Source organism: Allocoleopsis sp., from assembly GCF_036703385.1.
Taxonomy (GTDB): Bacteria; Cyanobacteriota; Cyanobacteriia; order Cyanobacteriales; family Coleofasciculaceae; genus Allocoleopsis.
Genome location: NZ_DATNPA010000486.1, coordinates 1 through 24070, shown reverse-complemented (window position 1 = coordinate 24070; position 24070 = coordinate 1). Strand labels below are relative to the sequence as shown.

The following is a 24070-nucleotide window of genomic DNA, read 5'->3' as shown; positions in this document are numbered from 1 at the left end:
CATTACGAATTCCGGATTTTTAATGCGATCGCGCTTATCTTCTTGTGTAAATCGCCTTATCCTCATTAACACTCCAGCGTGATGCCTAATCGTCGAGTTGGGAGATTTTAGCTCTCATAACAGCTAATAAATTCTCGAAGTACCCAGCCCCACGCCCTGTATTTACCCTTGTCATAACCACCTACCTTAGCCCACGCACGACCTTTACTATCATTGGTTATGGCTTCAATAGTGACTTCTCTGCCATTTTTTAAACTATTGATGACTCGACCATTTGGTTGAGATCGAACATTGAGTGGAGTACCCGTAGGGTCGGTGACTTTGCAAACTTGTGCGGCTTGAGCGGGTAGCCCTACAGTAATCGCAGAAGCGGACAAAGCTAGAGCTAATAAAAAATGTGACCAATTTTTAATCATATCTTTCTCCTTGTTGTGTTTTAGAACGTCTGTTGTAGGGTGCGTTAAATAATACACCTTACTTCACTACTTTTATAGCTATCCCCATAAAAGTTAGGGCAGATTTAACAGCTGAAACGACGATGTATCGGTAACAATCCTTCTGCCTACTCCTGCGGAGAACGCTGCGCGAACTGCCCTAGAGCCTTCTGCCTTTTGCTATATAGATTCAAGTAGCGCTATTTCTTCCGCAGCCGAGTCACACTCGGTTGGTTAGGATTGCTTAGATTCAACTGATACTCTGTCAAAGGTACACGGCTGCCATTCCCTTCTGCTACCGTAACCACAAAAACAGTATTGCTGTTAGGGGCTTTGACGATTTTGCGAATGAATTGATTTTGCAGTTGACTCGCCTTCAAGGGTTGAGGCTCTTTAAAATTGGGTTTAGAAAGACAAAGAATGTAAGCCCCATCCTGATAGCGAGCTGCTGAAAACCAATAGGTTTGGAACTTCGCTTTAAACTCCGATTGATAATTGACAAAGGCTCCGCCCGACTCTGGTAATCTTGAGTTGGGTCGGCAGCGGTCATCTACCAGAATCATGCCAGCAACGACAGACTTGGAAAAAGAGACGAGGCTTCCAGTCAAGATGCTCAAAGCCAATAAAAAAATCGTCAAGCTTTGTTTTTCACTAGCCATATTAACGTTGAAGCCTCCAAAAAAGAAAGAAAAGAGCAAACACTCATTTGCTCACAGTCTAATATTTTCATAATCAGAAAATGTAGCTATCAGCCTTGATTAAATTTAAGACAGATTAATTAATCTTTTTTCTTCTTCTTTTCTTTATCCTTGTCTTTGTCTTTCTTCTTTTTCTCTTTACCCTTTCCTTTCCCCTTCGTCTCTTGAGCTGCTCGTAAAATTAGGTTTCGGGCAACAGTCTGAGTACCCGTGTGTTCATAGTAGTTAGTTGACATATCAAGAAATGCGGCTACATAGTCTAACTTACTATCAGCGACGTTCATAAACTGTTGCAAGTGTACGACTACTTTATCGGGGGTTAAGCTCCGAGAGATAACAAAATTATTCATCCAGCCTTTAACTGAGGCGAAATTTTCGCCAATAAAGCCCAATTTACCAGCAGTACTGCCGCCAGGGATTGCGCTGCTGAGGTTTTGAAAGGTCGGATTTCCTTCTAATTGAGCGGTATTTAATTGCCCAAGAACAGATTGAGCTTTTAGGATAAAGTTGGGGCCAAGGGGAATTAATCCATCAACCGCAATCAGAGCAGCCATGCGGATTACGGATTCATTATGATAGTTAGCTAAAGATGAGCTAAACGCCTCAATACTTGTAGGAATACCATGCAGCCGACAAAAGGCGATCGCCTCGACAACAAGTTTCAGACACAGATCGATGGTTTGTACGGTGTCCGCTTTGGGAGTTAGCTGGTTTAAGAAACCTAAAAAGCTGATTTTTTCGCCAATTTTGTTGGCAAGTGCGGCTGCACCGATCGCATTATCAGCCCGATCAACGGTTTGATAAAGCCATAAGGTTTGTTGATAAACTTCAGAAGGGTTATTGTAAAGTGCGATCGCCCTGTCACCAATTTCCCCAATTAAGTCTCTATCCGTAACACCCGTAACCGCACGAATCGTGTTTTCAAACCCCACAACGTTTTGCCATTCACCGGGGACGATAAAATCTAGCGATCGCAGCATGTAAACTGTCATGCTATTGGTTGGCAGGTTATCGACCAATTTAGAGATAGATTGGGTCACTGATACAACTTCCTTTTTACGATCAAAACTCGCTAATGCGGTATATCTCCGATATTAGCTTTTGCGATCGGGTGCTGGCAGGAGTAGAGCGATTCCCTCCTTGCCATAAAGAGAACTCTAGTGCAGCGTGGCCTAAATAACTATCCAGTTGAAAAAGGTTAAAAAGCTTACTGTACAAACTTTCTTGCCTTCTGCCTACTCCTGCGGAGAACGCTGCGCGAACTGCCTCCTGTCTACTCAAGAAGGAGAACGCTACGCGAACTGCCTTCTTGCACTAGGCTTTTCAGCATGATTGTCCCATTAGATGGCATGGCACTCCCTTGCATCACGCTGTCCTTGTATAGAGTTCTGACTATTTAAGGGCAGTGTAACTGTAAACGTGGTGCCTACTCCTACCTCACTTTTGATAGCAATCTTGCCGCCGTGCAAGTCCACAAACCGTTTGACAATGGACAATCCTAGACCTGTACCGGGAATCTTAGCGACATTTCGCCCCCGATGAAACGGCTCAAACAGTTTTGGTTGATCATCTAGTGAAATGCCGACTCCCTGATCTTGAATTTGCAGGATAGCCTCTCCATTTTGGCAAGTGACTTCAAACCAGATATCACCGCCTTCGGGTGAATATTTAATCGCATTCGATAACAAATTATTGAGGATGTGCTTCAGGAGATTTTCATCCATACAAGCTTGTCTACATTCACCTTTAGCCGCAAAATTCAGGGTATGTTTATTATCCGCTAAATCCTGCGTTTCTTCTACTAAGCTATAGCAAAACTCTGCTAAATCAAATTGTTTAAACTCTAATTTTAATGTCCCAACTTCTGCTTTAGCAATTATCAAAATATCTTCTAAGAGTTGCGTCATCTCTCTGGCAGCAGATTCAAGATTATTGAGACAGCGTTCTTGTTGTTCCTCCGTCGTTCTGTTTCTGAAATTCTTGAGTAATTCGCTAGACACTCGGATTCGGGTAAGCGGGTTGCGGAACTCGTGAGACATCATAGAAACAAAGTTGAATCTACTTTCACTTAGTTCTTTTTCCCTTAACAGATTATTGCGAATTTCTTCAGATCGCTTACGCTCGGTGATGTCACGGGAGTTGAGTACAATGCTCGACTGTTTGGTAGGGATGGCGCTACTCTCAAGTCTCGCTACACCAGACCCTTCAACACAGATATCGTGATTGTGATCAAGAAAATATTTACCTACTGCTTCAAGAATTCGCCAAGATCTATCTTGATGCTGGAAACGAAACTCGATGGATAGAGTCAGGCTTGGGTTTTGGGCGACCTGATTCAGCGTTTTTCTGAGGGTTGCCCTATCCTCAAAATGAATGTAATCAAAAATATTTTTCCCGACTAATTCCTCTGGTTTGTAACCCAAAACCTTTTCCAGAGAGGGGCTTTCATACTTAATAATTCCATCAGAGTCAACCACTGTGATAATATCTAAGGCATTTTCAATCAATGCTCGAAATCGTTCTTCATTTTGACGCACAGTTTGTTCCGCTTCACGCCGTTTGCGTCGCTCACTCGCCTCGCGTAACTCACGCTCAATCGTGGGGCCAAGTCGTGCCAATTTACCTTTCATGAGGTAATCATGGGCACCCGCTTTCATCGCCGCAACCGCTATATCCTCACCAATCGTGCCAGACACAATAATAAAGGGTAAATCTAGCTCTCTTTCCTGCAACAAAGTCAATGCGGCTGGGGCACTAAAACTGGGCAAGGTATAATCAGCGATGATGATATCCCACGCTTCTTTATCGAGTGCGGCGTTCATCGCCGCTGCTGTATCTACTCGTTCATAGACGAAGTCATAACCCCTGCACTCTAGTTCATACGCTAACAGCTCGGCATCATCCTCCGAGTCTTCAACGATCAAAACACGCAGTGGCCTATTCATTATGAGCAAAGTCCTTAGAATGATGGTAGTTCGTTCAAAATTAGCCAATACATCCCCAATTGCTGTACGGCTGTCATAAATTGTTGAAAATCTACAGGTTTGCGAATGTAGCTGTTGCATCCAAAACTGTAGCTATTAATCAAGTCTTGCTGCTCATTGGATGTTGTGAGAATAACGACGGGAAGCAATTTTGTCCGGTTGTCAGCACGCAGTCGCTGTAATACTTCCAATCCATTTATTCTCGGTAATTGTAAATCTAAGAGGATTAGAGCTGGCATGATGCTCAGGTCACGACCTGCGTACATTCCTGTACCGAATAAATAGTCTAGCGCTTCTTCTCCGTCATGGGCTACCACGACCTCATTGGTAATCCTGCTTCGCTCGAAAGCCAGCAAAGTTAATTCTTCATCGTCAGGATTATCTTCCACTAGGAGTAGAGCGTTTTTTTGAGCCACCTGTTTAGCCTATTGAGAGCAAATAAAGAACCTCCTTTCAGCTTACAGCCTCAAGGACAAGGTTGCTCCTGGTTCTACCCTGTGTTCAAACTCAACTTGACTCCCAAGCGGGTAATAATCCCGCTGTACAGTTGCGCATCCGATGCCGGAATCAACGAACCGAACTTTTGAGTGTCAGCGCCCAAAAGCTCCGACTAGTGGGTTTGCTTAAGCCATCTCAAACCAATGTTTTTGTTGAACACAAAGAGGCCAATTCAGCATCTTCCTAGAGGATATAATTCAAATTGATTTGACTAGATTACGCCTCAATCATTTATGAGAGGCTCCTTCTTTCCTGATGAACTCCCTCGGTCTCCTCTGTGCCTCTGTGGTTCGTTAATAATTATCAAAAATCAAATAGGATGCCTGTAGCCGGACGTTATGACTGACTCTTTTGCTTAATGGGAATCACCATAATAAACTCTGCCCCATGCTCTAAAGCTGAGATACATTGCAGCTGCCCACCGTGCTTTTCTACCACAATTTGATAGCTGATAGATAATCCCAAACCTGTACCTTGCCCCACTTCTTTTGTTGTGAAAAAAGGCTGGAACAATTTTGCTTTAACAGATTCATTCATCCCCAATCCATTATCTTTAATACTAATTTTTACCTGATTTTTTTCTAAAATTTGAGTACGAATTATAATAGTTAAAAAACTGTTTTTATTGGCTTTATTTGCTCTCTGCAAGCTAGCTTGAGACAGCGCATCAATGGCATTGCTCAGAATGTTCATAAACACCTGATTCAATTGTCCGGCATAACATTCAACTAGGGGAAGGTTGCCGTATTCTTTAATTATTTGAATCGCCGGACGCCCTAACTTTTCCTTCAGACGATCCTGCAAAATCAATAAAGTGCTATCAATGCCCTCATGAATGTTGGCGGGTTGCATTTGGGCTGCATCTAGACGGGAGAAGTTCCGTAACGTCAGCACAAGTTCATAAATGCGTTCAGCTCCTATCTTCATGGAGCCTATAATTTTGGGCAAATCTTCCTTTAAAAAATCAAGGTCAATCTCTTCAATTTTGTCTGGGATTGCAGGCTCGCAGTGGATAGAACCCTGCTGGTAAAGGTCGATTAAAGCGAGTATGTCTCGCGTGTAGTTATCAACATGGGTGAGGTTGGCAAAGATAAAGTTAACAGGATTATTGATTTCGTGGGCAACACTGGCAACGAGTTGTCCCAATGTCGCCATTTTTTCGCTGTGAATCAGCTTGAGCTGGTTGAGTTCCCGTTCCTGTTCCAATGCTTTTCTCAGGTGTGCTTCAGCTTTTTTGCGCTCGATCGCATAACGGATCGCACGCTCTAGCAATTCCCCTGAAATTTGACCTTTGACGAGATAATCCTGCGCACCGACTGCCATAGCTTCTAAGGCTAGTGAGCGATTGTCTACCCCCGTCAGTACAACAACTGGGAGATCGGGTGCAAGATGCTGAAACTTTTTGAGGGTATCCAATCCTACTGAGTCGGGGAGGGAGAGGTCTAATAAAACAACATCATAGCGATCGCTTTTGTCGGTGCGCAAAACACCATCGCCACCCAGGTATTGAATCGCAATGTCAAGGCTTTGGACATGGGTTAAAAACCACGGTTCTGTGTTGGTATAGGTTTTCACCTCTACGTCGAACTCAGAGTCCGTCAGATTGTCTGTTGCGGCTGCGAGTAAGGTTGATCTATCCACTCGCTTATATATGGGATGATAGCCGCTGTTCTCTAGTTCAATGACTAGCAGTTCTGCATCGTCTAGTGAGTCTTCAACGAGAAGAACACGCAATAGCCTCTTCATTATCAGTTCCTTATATGGGCAGCAGTTCGTTGAGGAGCAGCTATGACAAATCCCATTACTCTACGACTACTTGTTGGATAAGCTGTTTTGCTCAAACGTCAGAAAAGTTAACTTTTAATCGTCCAGGTTGTCTTCTATCAAAAGAAGGGCACTTCCTTGGGTCAGATGATTACACCCGCTTGGCTGAAATAACCCACCCCTGCAAATTTCCCCCTTCTTGCCTCTCCCTCCGATAGCGCTCGAACGGATGGAAAACTTTTGCCGAGTAAGTTTATAGGACTTACGCACTCAGCCAGATTCGCAACGGTAGAATAAGGCTTCCCGCTTCTTTGCCAACACCCAGAACAACGAGATTTCGTTTCAGTGCGTAAGTCCTAGTTTAGTCTTGAGGGACAGGGAAAGAACAGTCTTTAGGTTACAACGTGAAGTAGAATGTGGCTCCTTGTTCAACCGCGCCTTCAGCCCACACTCGACCTCCATGTCGGTGAATAATACGTTGGACAGTAGCTAGTCCAATCCCAGTACCGGGGAACTGTGTTTGGCTGTGTAAGCGCTGGAAGGCTGCGAATAGTTTATTAACGTAAGCCATATCGAAACCAGCACCGTTGTCACACACAAAATAGACAGATTTAGCATCTTCCTGAGGGATGAAATCAAATTTAATCTGTGTTAGTACCTGCAATGAAGTAAATTTCCAAGCATTGTTCAGCAGATTCTCCAGCACAATTCGCAAAAGCCTCGCATCTCCACTGACCACCAGTCCAGGTGCGATCGCCCACTCGATTTGCCGTTCGGGTTGTGTATGCTGGAGTTCTGTGGCAATCTCCCTTGCCAGGGCACTCAAATCGACTTGCGTGCGCTGCATCTCACTACGGGTCACCCGTGACAACTTAAGCAAATCATCAATCAGTTCTCCCATGCGCTGCGTACCGACACGGATACGTTGGAGATAATGCTTGCCTTTATCATCTAACTGGTCGGCGTAGCGGTCTAAAAGGGCTTGGCTAAAGCCATCAATCCCCCGCAGCGGTGCCCGGAGGTCGTGGGAAACAGAATAAGAGAATGACTCAAGTTCCTGATTGGTTGCTTCGAGTTCGGCTGTGCGTTCAGCAACACGGCGTTCCAGGTTGTGATTCAGTTCTCGGATTGATTGCTCGGCTCGTTTGCGATGGGTGATGTCCCTGGAAATCACAATCAAACCGATGACACGTCCTTGGGCATCCCGCCAAACGCTTTTTGTGGAGAGATACGTCCGCAGAGTGCCCCCTATTAGTACATCTTCCTCAAGGAGCTCAGTTTTACCCGTCGTCATGATGCGGCGGTCATTTCCCATTAGGGGAAGCCCGAACTCACATCCAAACAACTCACGATCATCTCTACCCAGAATTTCTGACTCAGGCTTCCCTTGGATTCTGGCAACCGCCGAGTTGATCATGACGTAGCGACATTGGAGGTCTTTGACCAAAATAGCATCAGGTGTGCCTTCAATGACTGAATGTAAGAGGTTATAGCTTTTTTGCAGTTCCTCCTCTGACTGCTTGCGCTCGGTGATGTTGAATCGAATCGCTAAATATTGAAAGGGTTTTCCTTGTTCATCCAAAAATGGAACAATTGCTGTATCAACCCAGTAATAGGTGCCATCCTTGGCTCGGTTCTTAATTTCCCCTTGCCAAACTTTACCCGTCGAAATCGTTGACCAAAGGTCTTTAAAGAATTCTTTTGGATGGTAACCCGAATTGATGATTTTATGGGTTTTTCCTGTCAGGTCTTCTTTAGAATACTGGGAGATCTCACAAAACTTATCATTAACATAGGTAATGACTCCCCTGGCGTCAGTGATCGCTACAATTGCCGATTGATCTAAAGCAAATTTGATATCTGACAAGTCTTTGAGAGATTTTTGGAGTTCTTCCTCAGTTCGTTTGCGCGTTTCTATCTCCGCTTGCAGTGATTCATTAATTAAAGCTAACTCTGCGGTGCGTTCTCCCACCCGGACTTCTAGCTGTTCATTAGCTCGTTGCAACATTTCCTCTGAGAGCTTTCGCTGAGTGATTTCGTTTCTCAGTGCAACATTGATCACCTCAAGTTGGGCAGGGCTTGGGAGAATAAGTGCCTGAGGAATTAAAAAAACTAGCAGCACAGCCGTCGCTAATGAAACCGAAGCGGTAATGGCTTTGATCAAACCCGATAGCCAGTAAGTCGGGTGCCAAAGCGTCCATACTTCAAATAAATGGGTCGTACCACAGGCGACGATGAAGCTGCCAAACATTAGAAAAATCCAGTCAAAGGGCACATCTCGTCTTTTATGGACGAAATAGACCAGCATGAAGGAAATTGCATAATAAGCGATCGCCGTCAAAGAATCCGAGACGATATGAAGCCAGATCAACTCTGCTTTCCAGAGATAGCAGTGTCCGTGAGGAATAAACCCCCTTGCATCTCCAAGGATTCTTAAAAATTCCAGCATGAAGTTTCTTTGCTCAACACTCTCATCTGTGACCCTCTCTTCACCTGTCCCAATTAGTGGTAAACTGTCAGGCAAACCTCGCCTGTAACAGATCGCCAAGACATGCGACAAAAAGGGAGATAACTTAGGTACAGTACCCAAGTTGAAAGTACAAGTTCTGCCTATGCACTCTGCTATCCTCGATCCTAATCCCTGTGTCTTAGTTGTAGAAACAGACGAAGCTTTTGCTGAACGACTGAGCCTGGATTTGAAAGAAGCAGGATATTGTACTATTGTTGCTCATGATGCGATTAGTGGCTGGCATCAAGCCTGTGAACTGCAACCGGCGATGGTCGTCGTGGATCGAGCGCTTGCTGGCGAATCAGGACTGAAATTGTGTACTCAGATTAGAAGTTCAGGCTCTCGCGTACCGATCCTGTTGCTTATGGCTCGTGACACTGTTGATGATCGCGTGGCGTGTTTAGAGTCTGGAGCCGATGATTATTTCCTCAAACCCTATCGCACTGAACCCTTTTTACAGATGGTGCGCCTCTATCTAGAGCCGAAAACAAGTGCGACAGAGCAGCTAAGATTTGGGGAGTTGGTTTTAGACCTGACTACCCGTCGTGCTATGCGCGGAGGACGGGCAATTGACCTGACCATGAAAGAGTTTGAACTCCTCAAGTATTTGATGATGCATCCCCGCGAGGTCTTAACCCGCGAACAGATTCTCGAAAATGTTTGGGGATACGATTTTATGGGAGAGTCGAATGTCATTGAGGTTTATATTCGCTATTTACGTCTCAAAATTGAAGATGAGGGCGAAAAGCGCTTGATTCAGACAGTAAGGGGCGTCGGTTACGTGTTGCGGGAGTCTTAGGGTGTAGGAAATGGGGGCTGGGTTTTCTTGAAATCGCCCGTTTTCAAAATCAGCTATTTTCAGTAGGGAACTTTATCAACAGGCCAGCGATCGCTTAGATATTAATGGTGTTCCCTACAAGGATTGTTTTTGAACACCCTGTAACGAACAGATCGGATATCGAGCGGGAAAACTTTGATGAAGTGTCAAATGGGTTTATCAGGAATAGTACTGAGTCTTTTGCTCATGGGTTGTGCGTCATCAGTGCCCGCTGAACAGGGAAGCGAGGTACTCTTAGGCAAACAGCCTCTAGCTTCCCCTGTCGTCTCATCATCTCCCACGAACGCTGGTCAAATGTTACCAATTTCTGCTCAAGCCGAGATTAAAGCTCAACGGATTTTACTCGAAGTGGCACGGACGCACCAGCAGCAGCAAATGGGGTTGATGTACCGAACCTCTCTGGCTGGTAACCGAGGGATGCTGTTCCCCTTCGATCCGCCACAACCCGTTAACTTTTGGATGAAGAACACCAAAATTCCGCTCGATATGATTTTTCTGCGAGAAGGACAAGTCAAAGCGATCGCCGCGAATGTTCCCCCCTGTACCGCCGACCCCTGTCCCTCCTATGGCCCTGAGAACACGATTATTATTGACCAAGTGATTGAACTACGTGCGGGACGTGCTGCTGAACTCGGTTTGAAGGTGGGCGATCGCGTCAACGTTAAATTCCTCAACGGTAATAAACCCCCTACCGTGCGACCAACTTCTTAAATTATTATTAAGAATATTAAAAAAACTAATTCACATCTTATAGTTCTGTAGAGAAAATGAGCTACTCTTTCCTTAGGCAGACTTCAAGGGTCAATAATATAAGTATTATTGACTATGAAAAGAAAAGCCTACTCGCGCTTCAGTTCCAGAGGGGGAGCAGAGAAGGTGGGGTTTTACGCTGGTCATGCCAATCGGATTACCATTGGCGTTATGGTGTGGGGAAAGTTTAAGGCACAGCGTAGGCTCGTTTCTGAATCTGCCATTTTACAGATGGCTTTAATAAAAGCGCTTGAGTAGCTAATAAATTAAGCAAGCGCTGCTTAAGACCGCCGCGTCTGGTTTTTTCTAACCGGTTCAGCGCAGCGCAATAAGCTCTCTTACGAACTGGAAACGTTCTAGTGGCAGTGCCTCTGGTACGGAAATTTCGTAAGGCGACAAGCGTAGAAGAAAAACTTAGTTGACGAAAATCTTCGATAGCTGGTGATTTCGGACACAAGTTGCTAAGGTTCTCACCCTCAATATAGAGAATCAGAATCGGCAAACAGTGGACGGATGAAAGACTGGCTACCGAGACTTTCAAGACGCAGACCTCTAAATCCAAAATAGAGCAGACAAGAGGAGGTGAAAGCAAATATGAACCCTACAACTTATACTCGATTCCTTCGTTTTCTTCAAGACGAGTTAGCCATTCCCACAGATTCGCTGGCAATGGCGCAACGATATCGGGAACAAGACCCAGGCCCCTTGCCGATGATTCTCTGGCAGTACGGTTTAGTAACGCTCGATCAGCTAGAGCGGATTTATGACTGGCTGGAAACCGTCTAAGACTGGACAAATCCGCAAGGAGCAAACGAATCATGTCCAAGCGCTTACGCCTTTGGGTTGGCATAACTCCCAGGCAAATTCCAATAATTTGTTTTCATTCACAATTTATCCCATACAAAAAAGAGCGGGTCAATGAGCGACTCGCTCTTTTTTTAGGTTGCAGGTTGCAGGTTATAAGAGTAATAGGAACATTTCAAGCTTCAATATTTAACATTCCAACATTCAACCTTTCAACATTCAACTCTTATGATTGAGCAAACACCCTAGCCGCCGCCGCAATACCCGCTCCAGGCGTCAGAGATTCGTATCCCAACTCCTGAAGGGTGGCCTCAAGAGAGCCAATGGCAGAGAGAATGTCGCGATCGCTAACAAAGCCGAGGTGACCGATGCGGAAGATTTTCCCTTTCAGGTGGTCTTGTCCTCCCGCTAGAGCAATATCAAAGCGCTTTCTCATCACGGCACGGATTTGTTCTGACTCAACGGACACGGGGGCCACAGCCGTAATCGCCGGACTAGCCGCCTCATCAGAAGCAAACAGGGGTAAGGAAAGCGCTTTAATCGCCTCCCTTGTCGCCCTCATCAAACGTTGATGGCGTGCGAAGATGGACTCTAACCCTTCAGCTTGCATCATACGTAGCGCCGCTTGTAGTGCTATAACCAGGTTGACGGGCGGGGTAAAGGGATTACTATTTTTCGCCGCCGCTTTTTTGTACAACCCTAAATCCAGATAGAAGCGTGGTAGCTTAGCGGTTTTATAAGCTTCCCAGGCTTTAGGGCTCACGGAAACAAACCCCAGTCCGGGGGGAATCATGTAGCCTTTTTGGGAACCTGAAGCCACGACATCAATCCCCCAGGCATCAATAGGTAGATTAACCGCCCCCAAGCTGGTAACGGCGTCAACAATCATCAATGCTTCACCGTGTTCTTTGACATGACGGTTAATGGTTTCTAGGTCGTTGAGGACGCCTGTCGATGTCTCAGAGTGGGTGATAATGACGGCTTTGATTTTCTTGTCAGTGTCAGCCGTTAGCTTTTCTCTAAACTGCTCGGTATCTAAGGCTTTACCCCATTCTGCTGTAATTTTATCGACATCAAGACCAAAGGCTGCACACAAATCTGCCCAGCGATCGCCAAATTTACCATTACATCCCACCAGAACGCGATCGCCCGGACTCAAGAAGTTAATAATACCCGCTTCCATCGCCCCGGTACCACTAGCTGTTAACACCAAGACATCATTTTCGGTCTGGTGGAGCCATTTGAGGTTTTGGGTCACCTCTGCCATAATGGCGCTAAAATCGCCGGTACGGTGCCCAATCGGGTGCTTAGCCAAGGCTAGTAACACTTGTTCCGGTACTGGCGTTGGCCCTGGAATCATCAGCATGAGCTTGTTGTCCATTTCCTAGTCCTCCATCTTCTCACTGCGCATAATCCAGGATCGCACAACTTGCTTGGGTGTGATGGAAGCGAGAAATTTTTTTTGTTTTGTCTGATCTGATGTTAAGGTTAAACTCCTATGCAGCATCAGGATTGAGGTCAATCATCCTCCGGGTTGTGTAACTTCCAATCGGACTCCAAATTAGGTAAGGAAGTAGTAAAAGAGCAGCCTGTCGAGAAATAGGCCAAACAACCAGCGTCAGCAGAGCTCCTAAGATTACACCAATCCACCCTAAAACCGTGCCAACTTCCAGGCTCCGTCGTCTCAGGGTAGCAGGGATGTAAGCGACTGTGATCACTTCGACTAGCAGGTAAAATCCCATGAGTAACCAAGTTCTAAGACTCCCTGGCTCTTTTTCCCAGACGAGAATAGCTGACCCGGCTCCACAAGCAAAAATGACAGTCCAGATGAATGGGATAGCTGGCTCAAAGAATAGCCACTTCGGTCGATCTAGGCGTTGAGACCAAGAGATATCCTTTGGTTTAATCAAACTACTACCTAGAGCAACTAAAAAGGTTACACCACCAATTATCATCCAAGATTTTAGCATTTTTCCCCCAATACTTGAGCTAAATCATTACTGTTTATAATCTGAGTCAAATCCTATAAATAAATTGTGTCAGGCTAAGGAATTGCTTTAATCCGTCTTGGGTTTGAGAGAAATCGCAAGAACTAAAAGTTTATTTTAATAGCTGCATTTTGGGTTCGCCGTTACCTATTCACCTCAAATTAACAGCTTATCCTTCAGTTAATAAGTACCGTTGCTCAACTTTCATCTATAAGAAAAAGTTTCCCTACAGTCCGGCAGTCCGGCGAAAGCCGACTTTGAGGATAAGCCAGAGTTATTGCCTCATATTTCCCCTAAAACTTGCAATAGCTGTGCCACTGGCTCATCCCTTAGATAGAGCAGTAGAGAAAGCATCGCACTTCATTAGTCAGAGGAGAGGAGACTTCTCAATCTTTAGGATGGCTTTAGGGCAGAAAGCTTCAAAACACGCTTGAGTAGTCTTACATAAGGATAAGAGCAATGAACAATTCGTTGACCCGACCCTTGGCTGTCGTGACGGGTGCCTCTAAGGGCATCGGCTACGAACTCGCCAAACAGTTCGCCCAAAACGGCTTCGATCTCCTCGTCACAGCCACCGGACCGAGTATCAATGAAGCCGCTCAAGCCTTCGAGGGGCTGGGTGCGGGGGTTGAGACAGTGCAGGCAGATCTTGCCACGTATGAAGGTGTTGAGACACTCTACAACCAGATTAAGGCGACTGGTCGAGCGGTGGAGGCGATCGCAATTAACGCAGGTGTCGGTGTCGGCGGTGATTTTGCTCGCGAGACTGACCTGAAGGACGAGCTGAATCTCATCAACCTGAACGTCGTGTCATCTGTGCATCTCGCCAAACGGGTCGTGAAGGACATGGTCGAACGCGGCAAGGGTCGTATCCTCTTCACTTCGTCCATCGCAGCCATCATGCCCGGACCGTTTGAGGCCGTCTACGCCGCATCCAAAGCGTTTGTACACTCCTTCTCGGAGGGGCTGCGTAACGAGTTGAAGGATACGGGCGTCACCGTTACTGCCCTGATGCCGGGGCCAACCGATACCAACTTCTTCCATCGCGCAGGTATGGATGACACCAAGGCGGGCGCGAACGAGAAGGATGACCCGGCTCAAGTCGCTAAACAGGGGTTCGAGGCACTGATGACAGGCAAAGACCACATCATCGCAGGTTCGCTCAAAACGAAGATTCAGGGCAACGTCAGTAAGGCTTTGCCTGATACGGTCAATGCCGAACAGCACCGCCAGCTCACTGAACCAGGATCGGCAAACAAGTAATTTGTGCCTAGAGAGCCATTGGCGTTAACTTAAGCTCAAATGCTCATCTTTGACGAGGTGGGAGCCCTCACCTCCACCCCTCTTCCCTGTTTGGGCTATCCCTTAACCGATTCAAGCCGTGGGAGTGGATCAACATAATTCATAATGATTAATTCGGAATTCGTAATTAAAGACGGGTGAGAATGCCTAGCTCACTGTAGACCGCCCAGGTTAACCAGAGATGACTTGAGCCGTAGGTGAGGATGAGGAGATGGGAGCATCCTCATCCAAAACGGTATTATGAATTACGCATCACACCTTACCAATTTTTAATTCCTTTGGCTTAACGTGCCCATGTAACGGGCTCTAATATCACTTGCTAACTTCAGGCTTCTGACCTAGGGGAAAAACATCTGGGGAATGGTTTGGCTCCAAGTTAGCGCTGTTGAGAGACCAACGATACTCAATGGGTAAGTTGGATCGCTGACAGCTTTGTTCAAGTTGCTTCTGTTGGGCTAAAGCTTTGCGGAGGGTGCCGATCAGTTGATGAACCTGCTCGCGAACGGCTGGTTTTTGACTAACAGCAAACGACGTTTGACGCTCTAGAAGTTGGAGAAGCAGTTCGTAATGGATATAAGAAGGAAGGGGAATTGGCTCCATGAAAGCTGGTCTACCTCGAAATGGACGAATCTGCGATAGCGGAGCATCCTGTTAGGGCGATTGCGCTTTTGATAAGCAGGGGTCTCGTCGCCAGCGCATAGTGAAAGCCTTTAGGGTTCTCCCTGTTGGAAAAGCGTTCGTAGGACACGAGCTACGCCTTGGAAAACAGATCAGCGATCGCACAAGCGGGGTCAGGTTGTTTCACCAATGATTCACCGATAAGAACAGCCGTGGCTCCTGCACAAGCCACCGTATCCAAATCAGCTGTTGTGTGAAGTCCTGACTCACTGACAACCGAAATGCCACGCTCTTGGAGCTGGTTTCCCCGCGCCTCCAGCAGTTGGCGGGTCGTTTGCAGATCGACCGAAAAGTCTTCCAAGTTTCGATTGTTAATACCCACTAGGGTAACCCCATCTAGAGATAAGACGCGGTCTAACTCCTGAAGAGTATGAACCTCAATCAAAGGGGTCATGGACAAAGACTTGGCAATTTTGACAAAGTACTGGAGGTCTTGATCCGACAGAATGGCAGCAATTAGCAAAATCGCATCAGCTCCATAAGAGCGGGCGAGGTAGATTTGATAAGGATAGATAATGAACTCTTTACATAAGACTGGCAGGTCAATACCAGCACGAACCTTCCTTAGGTTTTCCCAGCTTCCTTGAAAGAATTTTTGATCGGTTAGCACAGATATAGCCGTTGCACCGCCTTGATGGTAGGCAAGAGCGATCGCTACTGGATCAAAATCTTCACGGATGACCCCCTTACTGGGAGATGCTTTCTTGACTTCAGCAATCAGCGCAGGACGAGTTTTACCAGAGAGCAAGGCGGCCTTAAAGTCGCGGGGGGCAGGTGCGGCTTGCACCTGTTTGCGCAACTCCACCAAAGACAGGCGTTCCCGCATCTGGTCAACTTCCGTCTCTTTGTGCCAGACAATTTCTTCCAGGATATGGCGTGGCTCAGCGTCTGGGACTTTAACTTGATAACGAATGATGCTCACATCAACCGCTGGACTGGGTGGGCGTCGGCGAATTTGCATGAATGGGTTACTAGTCATTGGTCATTGGTCATGGTGATTGGTCATTGGTCAACTAACAACTAACAACTAACAACGCTGAATTGACTAATGACTAAGCACAGCACGTTTGTAGGCTTCGTCCAGAACTTCCGACAGTGTGGGGTGAGCATGGACTAAGTAGGCGAGGGTGTTAACGGATTGGCGCTGTGCGATCGCATTAGATGCTTCATGAATCAAATCCGAGGCATGCAGTCCCAGAATATGAACGCCGAGGACTTCGCCTGTATCTTTGCGGTAGATGACTTTAGCCATACCATCCGCTTCTCCTTCTGCGATCGCTTTGGAATTGCCCTTAAAGTACGACCGCACCGTTGCGACTTCAAACCCCTCCTTTTCACCTAGCTCTTTGGCGGCTGGCTCTGTCAGTCCCACATAGCTAATTTCTGGATGAGTAAAGGCCGCTGCCGGTATGCTGCGATAATCTACAGTACGGTGACGACCGCACATATTTTCTACTGCCGCAATGCCTTGAGCCGATGCCGCATGAGCTAGCATCATTTGACCCGTAGCATCCCCAATTGCCCACAAGTGTGGTATTGGTTCACCCCCTGAAAGGACTGCCATCGTTTCATTCACAGGAATAAAGCCCCTGCGATCGGTTTGTGCCCCGACAGCCTCTAGCCCTAAATCTTTGGTGGCTGGAATCCGCCCGGTTGCCACCAGACAGGCATCCACTTCCAGAACATCGACCACTTCTTTAGTTTTGGGATTAGTTAATTCAATGACTACTGGCGAACCAGGGATAACTTTTGTAGCAAACACGCCCACATGGGTTTCAATATCGCGGGGTGTGATCAGAATTCGTGTTGCCAGCTTAGCAATATCCGGGTCAAAGGTCGGCATCAATTGGTCAAGGGCTTCGATCATCGTAATTTCAGACCCTAGTGCCGTGTAAACATCAGCAAACTCCAGGCCAATGTAACCACTACCAATAATGGCGACCCAGTCGGGTAACCAGTCGAGCTTTACGGCATCGTCACTGGTAAACACCGTTTTGCCATCAATCTCTATCCCCGGAGGAACGAAAGGAATGGAACCTGTGGATAGCAGAATATCTTTTGCTGTGATGGTTTTTTCGCCGCTGTCTGTTGCCACGGAGACTTTTTGCTGTCCAGCGACCCTACCCCAACCCTGAATAATATCGACGCCTAAGCGTTTGAGGCTATTGGTTAGATCTCCGCGAATCTTATTTACCAGATTACCCGAGTGGTCTGCGATCGCTTGGCGATCGAACTCCACACTTCCCACCTGAATACCCAAAGACTTGAGGTGGTGGGCGTTCCGTAACTCCCGCACCCGACCCGATGCCGCCAATAACGCTTTTGACGGGATGCAGCCTCGATTAACACAGGTACCGCCCATCTCAGCCGCCTCAATAATTGCGGTTTTCAATCCACAGCTGACTGCATGTAAAGCCGCGCCATGTCCCCCTACACCAGCTCCAATAATGACCAAATCGTAATCAAATTCTTGACTCACATTCATCTGTGTAATGCCTATCGCCTCCCTATTCTTAACTTGAGTAATCCATGAACACAAGTATTTAGTTTAATTCACCTGTTCATCTGGCTGCCATAGAGACAAGCGTGGCAACAACTGTGGTTTGAGTTTCTCTGTCCAACTAAAATCTCAAGTGTTCTAGATCGGCTTGGCAGAAATAACCTGTCACTGAATTTCTTACCCTCCCATGAAGCGGGGGCTGATGTTGATGCCTTCTTTGACAACCTAGAGCCGCTACAAAATGTGATGTTGGATCAAGAGAGGGAGTAGAAGGGTTGCAAGTTAAGAAGTTGCAAGTTGCAAGTTTACCAATTAGCGGATTATGAAGACGAGTTTGAACCTTCCAACTCTCCAATTTAGCCTTTGTAGGAGATAAACCTAACAACTTTCTAAGCTTCAATCGTCTAACCACCTTCAAGCTTTGTTTCGACGTTGGCGTTGGGCTTCGTATAACATCAAGGCCGCTGCGACCGCGACATTTAATGACTCTACTCCTGGCATCAGAGGAATTTTTACCTGCCGATCAGCTCGCATGGCTAAGTCAGCTCTAAGTCCAGCGGCCTCATTCCCTAACAGAATTAGGGTGGGACAAAGTAAATCTACGTCCCAGTAACTCAAGGTGGCATCAGGGAGCGTTGCCATAACCTGTATTCCTTGAGTCTGGCATTGGGTAACAACATCTTGCAAATCAGGACTGACTGTTACAGGAAGCCGGAACCACTGACCTGCTGAAGAGCGCAACACCTTCGGATTGTCAACGTCTACACTGTCCGTACTCAACCACAAGCGATCGGTACCTGCTGCGGCTGCTGTACGAATGATTGTTCCGAGGTTGCCTGGGTCTTGCAGCGTCTCCAAAGCTAGACCTACACCCGTGAGGAGAGGCACCCCTTGAAGAGGCGTTGAATTCGGGGTAAGACTACGCTGTGCCGTTGCCACGACCCCATCCGGTTGCACAGTCGTTGCGATTGCCTTCAGAACTTCCGGACTCACCAATTCTGCCCGTTGACATCGGGAAGCCGCCTCTTGCCCAAGTTGCTGATGACGCTCTTGCCATTCTGGCGTAAAGCAGACCGTTACCAACGGATAATCTACCGCACAAGCTTCTTCTAAAAGATGAGTTCCCTCTAGCAAAAAGAGTTGCTGCTCTCGCCGTCCCTTGGCACTGTGCAGTTTCCTAATTTGCTTTACCAGAGGATTCTGAGTACTTGTCAGCATCACGATATCACGATTTTAGATTTTGGATTAGGGATGGACTGCGTTGGCGAATTGCTCAGAATCGCTGAAAACTTTTTCCATGTCGCCGTTGCTGACGGAATTAATTGCACCTGCAATTAATTCATCGGCTCTAGCTGAGCCTATCAGCCGTGAATCCAAAATCCAAACTTGGGATGCGGAACCCGGGACTTGAACCCGGAAGTCCTTGCGAACACTAGAACCTGAATCTAGCGCGTCTACCAATTCCGCCAGTTCCGCTTGCGTTGTATTTTTCCATGCAGTTTCCAATGATGCCGCAATTGCGGGAATTCGTCAACTAATTTTTTTTTCTAAAGATATGAGCTAGAACAGGTTACAATCCGAAACTGGTAAACCAGTAAGCTGCCTGATAAATCTGGACATTTAGAATCTTTCAGGTAGAATCAGAACCAAATTTTAAAAAATGCCAAGAAATTAGCTGATTCTGGAGGATAGACCCATCAATCACTCTCTGAACCTGACAGATACCCACTCTCTACCTGAAGAAGACAAATCAGTCTTGCAGATTTGGGGCAATAACTCTCTTCACGGGCATGTCAAAATTAGCGGAGCCAAAAATTCGGCTTTGGCGATTATGGCAGGGGCTGTACTTTGTCCTACAGATTGCCGACTGCGCAATGTACCGTCTCTTGTAGACGTTAAGCGGATGAGCCAGATTCTCGCGGCTCTGGGCGTGAAGATTGAACATAATGGTGACACGTTAGAGATCAATGCCAGTCACATCGGGCAGTCGAAAGCGCCCTACGAGTTGGTCAGCCAGCTACGAGCCAGTTTCTTTGTGATTGGTCCAGTGCTGGCACGAATGGGAGTGGCTCGCGTGCCTCTACCTGGCGGTTGTGCCATTGGTGCTAGACCTGTAGACCTGCACGTCCGGGGTTTACAAGCTATGGGAGCTGAGGTACACATCGATCATGGAATTGTCCACGCCTATGTCCCTGGAAGCAATCGGAGGTTAAAGGGGGCAAAAATTTACTTGGACTACCCCAGCGTGGGTGCCACGGAAACCCTGATGATGGCGGCAACATTAGCAGAAGGGGAAACAACCCTTGAAAACGCCGCCCAAGAGCCAGAAGTGGTAGATTTGGCAAATTTTTGTAGAGCAATGGGAGCCAGGATTCGTGGTGCTGGCACAAACACTATTGTCATTTCCGGTGTTCCCAGCTTGCACTCGGTGGACTATCCGATCATTCCTGATCGCATTGAGGCCGGAACATTTCTAGTGGCTGGGGCAATTACCTACTCGGAACTTACCATCTCACCCGTGGTTCCAGACCATCTCACCGCTGTGATTGCTAAGCTGCAAGATATTGGTGCTAAGGTAATCGCTGAAGGTCCCAACTGCTTACGGCTTGTTCCGGGCAGACTACGAGCAACAGATATTGAAACCTTGCCCTATCCAGGGTTCCCTACTGATATGCAAGCGCCATTTATGGCACTACTGACCAAGAGCGAAGGGGATGGCGTTATCACCGAAACGGTGTTTGAAAATCGACTGGGTCATGTGCCTGAGTTGAATCGCATGGGCGCAGATATTCGTGTAAAAGGGAAGCACGCCCTCATCCGAGGAGTGTCTATGTTATCGGGTGCCCCTGTGGTAGCAACAGACCTCAGAGCGTCGGCAGCCCTCGTGATAGCCGCGCTTGCCGCCGATGGGCAAACAACGATTCAGCGTCTGCACCATTTAGACCGGGGTTACGACGACCTCGAAGGGAAGTTGCGGAAATTGGGAGCAAAAGTCCAGCGGGTTCAGGATAAAGCTGATGTAGCGGTTGAGGCAGATAAGGCTTTGAGCGCTCCCAGCCAGATTTCTACACCACCTCATTCTTCACTCCAAGAGCTTTAAATAAGGCAACCGGATTGTTGATTACACTTGTCCATAGTTTGTCATACGATTTTGGATGTTGGATTTTCGATTGTGGATGGTACCAGCCTTCTGGAGGCAATGGTTTGAATCTATAGATCTGTTACATCCTCTGTTCATATTGGTGTCACTATGGACAAGCTGTGACCTAAAGACCGCACGAGTTGGTCAAGCTCATCGGAAAATCGACATCAACTGATAGCTGGCACAGGACTGGTTTTGATTGTTTGATGATGTGTTGGTCTCACAGATTTTGCCTTAAACAGCATCCATAACTACCTGAAGAAAAAGATTTGTATCCTGAAGAAAAAGATTTGTATTCAGAAAGAACCAACATCAAGAAACATTTTTTGATTTCGGCTTTTGACTGCAATTATCTATCATTAAGACATTGCGGATGCCGCCCACCATTGTTACAGATAAACTTAAGCTGCTCGGTACCTAAATTGATAGCTTGGGCAAAATTAACGCCCTTGATGCGAGCAGCTGAGGTAGCAATTGGGGGCTTGGCTAGAAATTGATTCGACTGGACGCGAGGTGCACTAGCAAAATTGACTCCCTGTAAATCGGCTCCTGCCAGATTCGCCCCTCGTAAGTCAGCCGTGCTCAGATTGGAATTACGTAACGTGGCATTTTGCAATTGGGCATTCCTCAGATCGGCTCCCGTGAGTTTGGTAGAGCTGAGGTCAGCCTCTCGGAGGTCAGCGTTGCTTAAATTGGCCTCTGAAAGATCTGCACTGTGCCAGTTCGATTCAGACAAATTTGCAAACGTAAAATCACTTCTTACGGCTTTAACTTGTCCAAGGCGGGCACCATGCAGATTAGCACGGGCTAATCTTGCCTCTCCCAAATGAGCACCCGTTAGGCTGGCATTTTCTAAAACAGCTTGACGCAAATCAGTACTAATCAGCTCGGTGCTGCTGAGGTTTGCGTTTCTCAGGCGGCTGTTAGATAATTTGGCTCGGCTGAGTGTAGCCCGCATCAAATTGGTGCCATTCAAGAGGGCATTCGTCAAATTGGAGCCCGTTAGATCGGCTTCTCTGAGGTCAGCACCGCTTAAGTCAACAATCCAATCATCAAAGGTGCCTAAGCGTTCATCGTTACCTGGCCCGTAGAAGATGCTATTGCGTAAGCTGGCATTGGTCAACTTGGCTGAGCGGAAGTTAATGCCCGACAAAATCAGGTTGTCCAGAACCAGGGTAAATTGGGCAGAACCGCTACTAACCTGGCTCAGCTCGGTACGGCTTAGGTCAGTTTCGTGGAGTTGACCCGTATAGATGGTGAGAATTTTAGCGATCGCTCTTTTCGTGGCTCGTTGCCGCAACGCAACCAACAGCTGAGATTGAGGTGTGCCTCGACGCCGTAGCGTCTCTTGGTCGTTTTGCAGAGCTTGATTCAACCGTTGCAGAGGTGTTAACGCCTCCGGCCCTTTACTCACCAGTGCTTGTTGAAGCGCATCGATCGCACTGGGCGTCTTTTCCTGAGCTAGCAAATCCACTAAAAAAGGAACTGCACGAGTATCGTCAAGCCTTGCCAGCGCCAAGATGACTCCTTGTCGCTCTTCTATGGCATTGCCAGGAGTCGAGCTTAATTGCTTCACCAGCCCCAGAAACACCTGATTATCCTGATTTTTGAACTCCCGCCGATTAGCCTGACTTTGAATATAGATTTGGGTACCCACAAACGTTCCCAGGATAGACGCCATACTGGCAAAGGCGATAATCAGCAAGGTAAGACCAGGATATCGGCGCATCCACAGCCAAAGATTTAGCGGTTGTCGCCTGGGTGCCTGGGAGGTGAGAACGATGGTTGTGACGGTTCGATTTGAGGGTTGACCCGTTGAGCCTTCCTCCTGTGAGGAGTACCAACCGTCTTCCATATCTAGGGTAACGGTCTGGTCACGTCCGAGCGATCGCCCAGTTTGAACGGAATTTGGGTAGGATGAGAAATTATTTCGCGCATCCAAGACATAGGTTCCTGCCAGTTGGTCATGCAGGGTGCGGCGTCGAGAGTTGAACAGGTAACAACTGCTCTCTGCCAAGAGCATTAATCCTGCCAGTCCTAGTAAAATCCCGACATCGGGAAAGGCTCCCGTATAGCGCCATAAGAGATAAGCCGTTCCCATCGGCACTCCCCAGCGTCCGACAGCCTCACGCCAAATAGCACGAATCAAGCCTGGAGGATGACCATAGGCGGTGACGACTTGTACTCCAAACCAACGTTTGGGCGTAGTTTTACCCGTTTTTCCCAAAAGATAGAGTTGCCAGCCTGTCACCACAACAGGCATCACTAAAGCTCCGCACCAGAATAAATTGGTAAGAGGGGCAACCTCCTGAGTCAGCTGTTCGCGCAAGGGATAGCCGAGTGTTTTGGCGATCGCCTCCTCTGTTGAAGCCAGCACTGGGTTAAGAGGTACGGCTTCGGCCTTGGAGTGGTCTTTGGCATACCAACCAATGCTGTAAGGAATTAGCGCACTCCCCGCCACCAGGGATACTTCAACCACGACAGCGGCACAACGCCGCATCACCATCGGCAAAACCCAGCGAAGTCGCAGCGGAAGCGACTGGCCAACCTCTTGATTTTGACTTCTTTTTATGCTAGGGCTAGCCATGCTTAAACCTCACGCCATGAGGAAAGGATTTGTAGTTACTTGGGAGACTGGGGTGTCACGAAGAATTTATACACCAAGTACAGTATTACTCCTAGAATGGCAAGACTCATCAGGGAAGCCACGAGTTGGAGTACGCTCAAGAACAGCGAAATACCGACGATTGCTGCGATCGCAACAACAGTCACTTTACCGGGAGTGGGCAGGCTATTAAACCAATTGACGACTCGAGTGCGAATCGCTTCCACTTGCGATCGATTGATATAGCGGTCAAGCGCTTGCCAGAACGGTGTTTCTACTGATGACAGGGGTCGATCTTTGTTGAGTTCTGCTTCTAGATCCTGAAGTCTGCGATTGTAATCTTGATTTTCTTGCGGATTCATCGGGTAATTGGCTGCTGGCTGCCATTAAAACGGTCTTAAAGAACAACTGGCTACACAATAGGAGGGTGTCTGGTGTGATTGTATAGCAAAAGGCAGAAGGCAGAAGGTTTTTTACTGGTACATGGTCGTTTTAGCCGTTCAATCTGTCCTAAGCTGAATGTCACTGACTTAAGAAATCTCCTACCTCACCAACCAACCCTTGTGCAGGGGGTCT

General features: G+C 47.2%; 22 protein-coding genes and 1 tRNA gene. 6 read left to right on the top strand and 17 right to left on the bottom strand.

Annotation, left to right across the window (positions count from 1 at the left end):
• Positions 1-107: 107 nt before the first annotated feature.
• The 7 genes from V6C93_RS23790 to V6C93_RS23760 form a co-directional block, all read right to left on the bottom strand.
• The gene (locus tag V6C93_RS23790; RefSeq protein WP_333479155.1) at positions 108-416 is read right to left on the bottom strand and encodes an SH3 domain-containing protein; all 309 of its coding nucleotides are present in this window, start codon (positions 414-416) and stop codon (positions 108-110) included.
• A 218-nt stretch (positions 417-634) separates the two neighbouring features.
• On the bottom strand, positions 635-1093 hold the full coding sequence (locus tag V6C93_RS23785; RefSeq protein WP_333479154.1) for a hypothetical protein: 459 nt from the start codon (positions 1091-1093) through the stop codon (positions 635-637).
• A 119-nt stretch (positions 1094-1212) separates the two neighbouring features.
• A complete protein-coding gene (locus V6C93_RS23780; RefSeq protein WP_414644262.1) occupies positions 1213-2124 on the bottom strand; it encodes a hypothetical protein in 912 nt (303 codons plus the stop codon).
• A 348-nt stretch (positions 2125-2472) separates the two neighbouring features.
• The gene (locus tag V6C93_RS23775; RefSeq protein WP_333479152.1) at positions 2473-4077 is read right to left on the bottom strand and encodes a sensor histidine kinase; all 1605 of its coding nucleotides are present in this window, start codon (positions 4075-4077) and stop codon (positions 2473-2475) included.
• 14 nt (positions 4078-4091) lie between these two features.
• Complete coding sequence (locus V6C93_RS23770; RefSeq protein WP_333479151.1) at positions 4092-4532, bottom strand: response regulator; 441 nt, start codon at positions 4530-4532, stop codon at positions 4092-4094.
• Between the two features lie 418 nt (positions 4533-4950).
• Positions 4951-6360, bottom strand: coding sequence for a sensor histidine kinase (locus V6C93_RS23765; RefSeq protein ID WP_333479150.1), 1410 nt, complete (start codon positions 6358-6360; stop codon positions 4951-4953).
• A gap of 415 nt (positions 6361-6775) precedes the next feature.
• A complete protein-coding gene (locus V6C93_RS23760) occupies positions 6776-8827 on the bottom strand; it encodes a PAS domain-containing sensor histidine kinase (protein ID WP_333479149.1) in 2052 nt (683 codons plus the stop codon).
• A gap of 163 nt (positions 8828-8990) precedes the next feature.
• On the opposite strand from V6C93_RS23760, the gene nblR reads away from it, so the two are divergent.
• The 4 genes from nblR to V6C93_RS23740 all read left to right on the top strand — a co-directional run bounded on the left by nblR (position 8991) and on the right by V6C93_RS23740 (position 11261).
• On the top strand, positions 8991-9686 hold the full coding sequence (gene nblR / locus V6C93_RS23755) for a response regulator transcription factor NblR (protein WP_333479148.1): 696 nt from the start codon (positions 8991-8993) through the stop codon (positions 9684-9686).
• 177 nt (positions 9687-9863) lie between these two features.
• Positions 9864-10436 carry a DUF192 domain-containing protein gene (locus tag V6C93_RS23750; protein WP_333479147.1) on the top strand — a complete coding sequence of 191 codons (573 nt, stop codon included), beginning with the start codon at positions 9864-9866 and terminating at the stop codon, positions 10434-10436.
• Positions 10437-10550: 114 nt separating this feature from the next.
• Positions 10551-10733, top strand: coding sequence for a hypothetical protein (locus V6C93_RS23745; RefSeq protein ID WP_333479146.1), 183 nt, complete (start codon positions 10551-10553; stop codon positions 10731-10733).
• Between the two features lie 336 nt (positions 10734-11069).
• The gene (locus V6C93_RS23740; RefSeq protein WP_333479145.1) at positions 11070-11261 is read left to right on the top strand and encodes a DUF2949 domain-containing protein; all 192 of its coding nucleotides are present in this window, start codon (positions 11070-11072) and stop codon (positions 11259-11261) included.
• Between the two features lie 244 nt (positions 11262-11505).
• On the opposite strand, the gene V6C93_RS23735 is transcribed toward V6C93_RS23740, so the two are convergent.
• Positions 11506-12660, bottom strand: coding sequence for an alanine--glyoxylate aminotransferase family protein (locus V6C93_RS23735; RefSeq protein WP_333479144.1), 1155 nt, complete (start codon positions 12658-12660; stop codon positions 11506-11508).
• A gap of 115 nt (positions 12661-12775) precedes the next feature.
• Positions 12776-13249: a TspO/MBR family protein gene (locus V6C93_RS23730; protein WP_333479143.1), complete on the bottom strand. Its 474-nt coding sequence runs from the start codon at positions 13247-13249 to the stop codon at positions 12776-12778.
• Between the two features lie 477 nt (positions 13250-13726).
• On the opposite strand from V6C93_RS23730, the gene V6C93_RS23725 reads away from it, so the two are divergent.
• Positions 13727-14530, top strand: coding sequence for an SDR family NAD(P)-dependent oxidoreductase (locus V6C93_RS23725; protein WP_333479142.1), 804 nt, complete (start codon positions 13727-13729; stop codon positions 14528-14530).
• A gap of 351 nt (positions 14531-14881) precedes the next feature.
• Here the strand turns inward: V6C93_RS23725 and V6C93_RS23720 are convergent, their stop codons facing one another.
• The 6 genes from V6C93_RS23720 to V6C93_RS23695 all read right to left on the bottom strand — a co-directional run bounded on the left by V6C93_RS23720 (position 14882) and on the right by V6C93_RS23695 (position 19223).
• The gene (locus tag V6C93_RS23720) at positions 14882-15169 is read right to left on the bottom strand and encodes a DUF5340 domain-containing protein (protein ID WP_333479141.1); all 288 of its coding nucleotides are present in this window, start codon (positions 15167-15169) and stop codon (positions 14882-14884) included.
• A gap of 151 nt (positions 15170-15320) precedes the next feature.
• On the bottom strand, positions 15321-16208 hold the full coding sequence (gene trpC / locus V6C93_RS23715) for an indole-3-glycerol phosphate synthase TrpC (RefSeq protein ID WP_349262822.1): 888 nt from the start codon (positions 16206-16208) through the stop codon (positions 15321-15323).
• A gap of 84 nt (positions 16209-16292) precedes the next feature.
• Positions 16293-17726 carry a dihydrolipoyl dehydrogenase gene (gene lpdA, locus V6C93_RS23710; RefSeq protein WP_349262821.1) on the bottom strand — a complete coding sequence of 478 codons (1434 nt, stop codon included), beginning with the start codon at positions 17724-17726 and terminating at the stop codon, positions 16293-16295.
• A gap of 435 nt (positions 17727-18161) precedes the next feature.
• Positions 18162-18965 carry an RNA methyltransferase gene (locus V6C93_RS23705; protein WP_333479138.1) on the bottom strand — a complete coding sequence of 268 codons (804 nt, stop codon included), beginning with the start codon at positions 18963-18965 and terminating at the stop codon, positions 18162-18164.
• Between the two features lie 27 nt (positions 18966-18992).
• Complete coding sequence (locus tag V6C93_RS23700; protein WP_333479137.1) at positions 18993-19124, bottom strand: hypothetical protein; 132 nt, start codon at positions 19122-19124, stop codon at positions 18993-18995.
• A 15-nt stretch (positions 19125-19139) separates the two neighbouring features.
• Positions 19140-19223, bottom strand: a tRNA-Leu gene (locus V6C93_RS23695).
• A gap of 205 nt (positions 19224-19428) precedes the next feature.
• Here V6C93_RS23695 and murA point away from each other — a divergent pair.
• Positions 19429-20847, top strand: coding sequence for a UDP-N-acetylglucosamine 1-carboxyvinyltransferase (gene murA, locus V6C93_RS23690; RefSeq protein ID WP_349262820.1), 1419 nt, complete (start codon positions 19429-19431; stop codon positions 20845-20847).
• A gap of 391 nt (positions 20848-21238) precedes the next feature.
• On the opposite strand, the gene V6C93_RS23685 is transcribed toward murA, so the two are convergent.
• Positions 21239-23476 (bottom strand): pentapeptide repeat-containing protein, encoded by a 2238-nt coding sequence (locus V6C93_RS23685; protein ID WP_333479135.1) that lies wholly within the window; start codon positions 23474-23476, stop codon positions 21239-21241.
• Positions 23477-23511: 35 nt separating this feature from the next.
• Positions 23512-23856 carry a hypothetical protein gene (locus tag V6C93_RS23680; RefSeq protein ID WP_333479134.1) on the bottom strand — a complete coding sequence of 115 codons (345 nt, stop codon included), beginning with the start codon at positions 23854-23856 and terminating at the stop codon, positions 23512-23514.
• Between the last annotated feature and the right edge of the window lie 214 nt (positions 23857-24070).

What these genes read in the sequence shown, in the direction of transcription:
- V6C93_RS23790 (WP_333479155.1), bottom strand. Translation starts at nt 416, where the DNA reads ATGATTAAAAATTGGTCACATTTTTTATTAGCTCTAGCTTTGTCCGCT.
- V6C93_RS23785 (WP_333479154.1), bottom strand. Translation starts at nt 1,093, where the DNA reads ATGGCTAGTGAAAAACAAAGCTTGACGATTTTTTTATTGGCTTTGAGC.
- V6C93_RS23780 (WP_414644262.1), bottom strand. Translation starts at nt 2,124, where the DNA reads ATGACAGTTTACATGCTGCGATCGCTAGATTTTATCGTCCCCGGTGAA.
- V6C93_RS23775 (WP_333479152.1), bottom strand. Translation starts at nt 4,077, where the DNA reads ATGAATAGGCCACTGCGTGTTTTGATCGTTGAAGACTCGGAGGATGAT.
- V6C93_RS23765 (WP_333479150.1), bottom strand. Translation starts at nt 6,360, where the DNA reads ATGAAGAGGCTATTGCGTGTTCTTCTCGTTGAAGACTCACTAGACGAT.
- V6C93_RS23760 (WP_333479149.1), bottom strand. Translation starts at nt 8,827, where the DNA reads ATGCTGGAATTTTTAAGAATCCTTGGAGATGCAAGGGGGTTTATTCCT.
- nblR (WP_333479148.1), top strand. Translation starts at nt 8,991, where the DNA reads ATGCACTCTGCTATCCTCGATCCTAATCCCTGTGTCTTAGTTGTAGAA.
- V6C93_RS23750 (WP_333479147.1), top strand. Translation starts at nt 9,864, where the DNA reads ATGAAGTGTCAAATGGGTTTATCAGGAATAGTACTGAGTCTTTTGCTC.
- V6C93_RS23745 (WP_333479146.1), top strand. Translation starts at nt 10,551, where the DNA reads ATGAAAAGAAAAGCCTACTCGCGCTTCAGTTCCAGAGGGGGAGCAGAG.
- V6C93_RS23740 (WP_333479145.1), top strand. Translation starts at nt 11,070, where the DNA reads ATGAACCCTACAACTTATACTCGATTCCTTCGTTTTCTTCAAGACGAG.
- V6C93_RS23735 (WP_333479144.1), bottom strand. Translation starts at nt 12,660, where the DNA reads ATGGACAACAAGCTCATGCTGATGATTCCAGGGCCAACGCCAGTACCG.
- V6C93_RS23730 (WP_333479143.1), bottom strand. Translation starts at nt 13,249, where the DNA reads ATGCTAAAATCTTGGATGATAATTGGTGGTGTAACCTTTTTAGTTGCT.
- V6C93_RS23725 (WP_333479142.1), top strand. Translation starts at nt 13,727, where the DNA reads ATGAACAATTCGTTGACCCGACCCTTGGCTGTCGTGACGGGTGCCTCT.
- V6C93_RS23720 (WP_333479141.1), bottom strand. Translation starts at nt 15,169, where the DNA reads ATGGAGCCAATTCCCCTTCCTTCTTATATCCATTACGAACTGCTTCTC.
- trpC (WP_349262822.1), bottom strand. Translation starts at nt 16,208, where the DNA reads ATGCAAATTCGCCGACGCCCACCCAGTCCAGCGGTTGATGTGAGCATC.
- V6C93_RS23705 (WP_333479138.1), bottom strand. Translation starts at nt 18,965, where the DNA reads ATGCTGACAAGTACTCAGAATCCTCTGGTAAAGCAAATTAGGAAACTG.
- V6C93_RS23685 (WP_333479135.1), bottom strand. Translation starts at nt 23,476, where the DNA reads ATGGCTAGCCCTAGCATAAAAAGAAGTCAAAATCAAGAGGTTGGCCAG.
- V6C93_RS23680 (WP_333479134.1), bottom strand. Translation starts at nt 23,856, where the DNA reads ATGAATCCGCAAGAAAATCAAGATTACAATCGCAGACTTCAGGATCTA.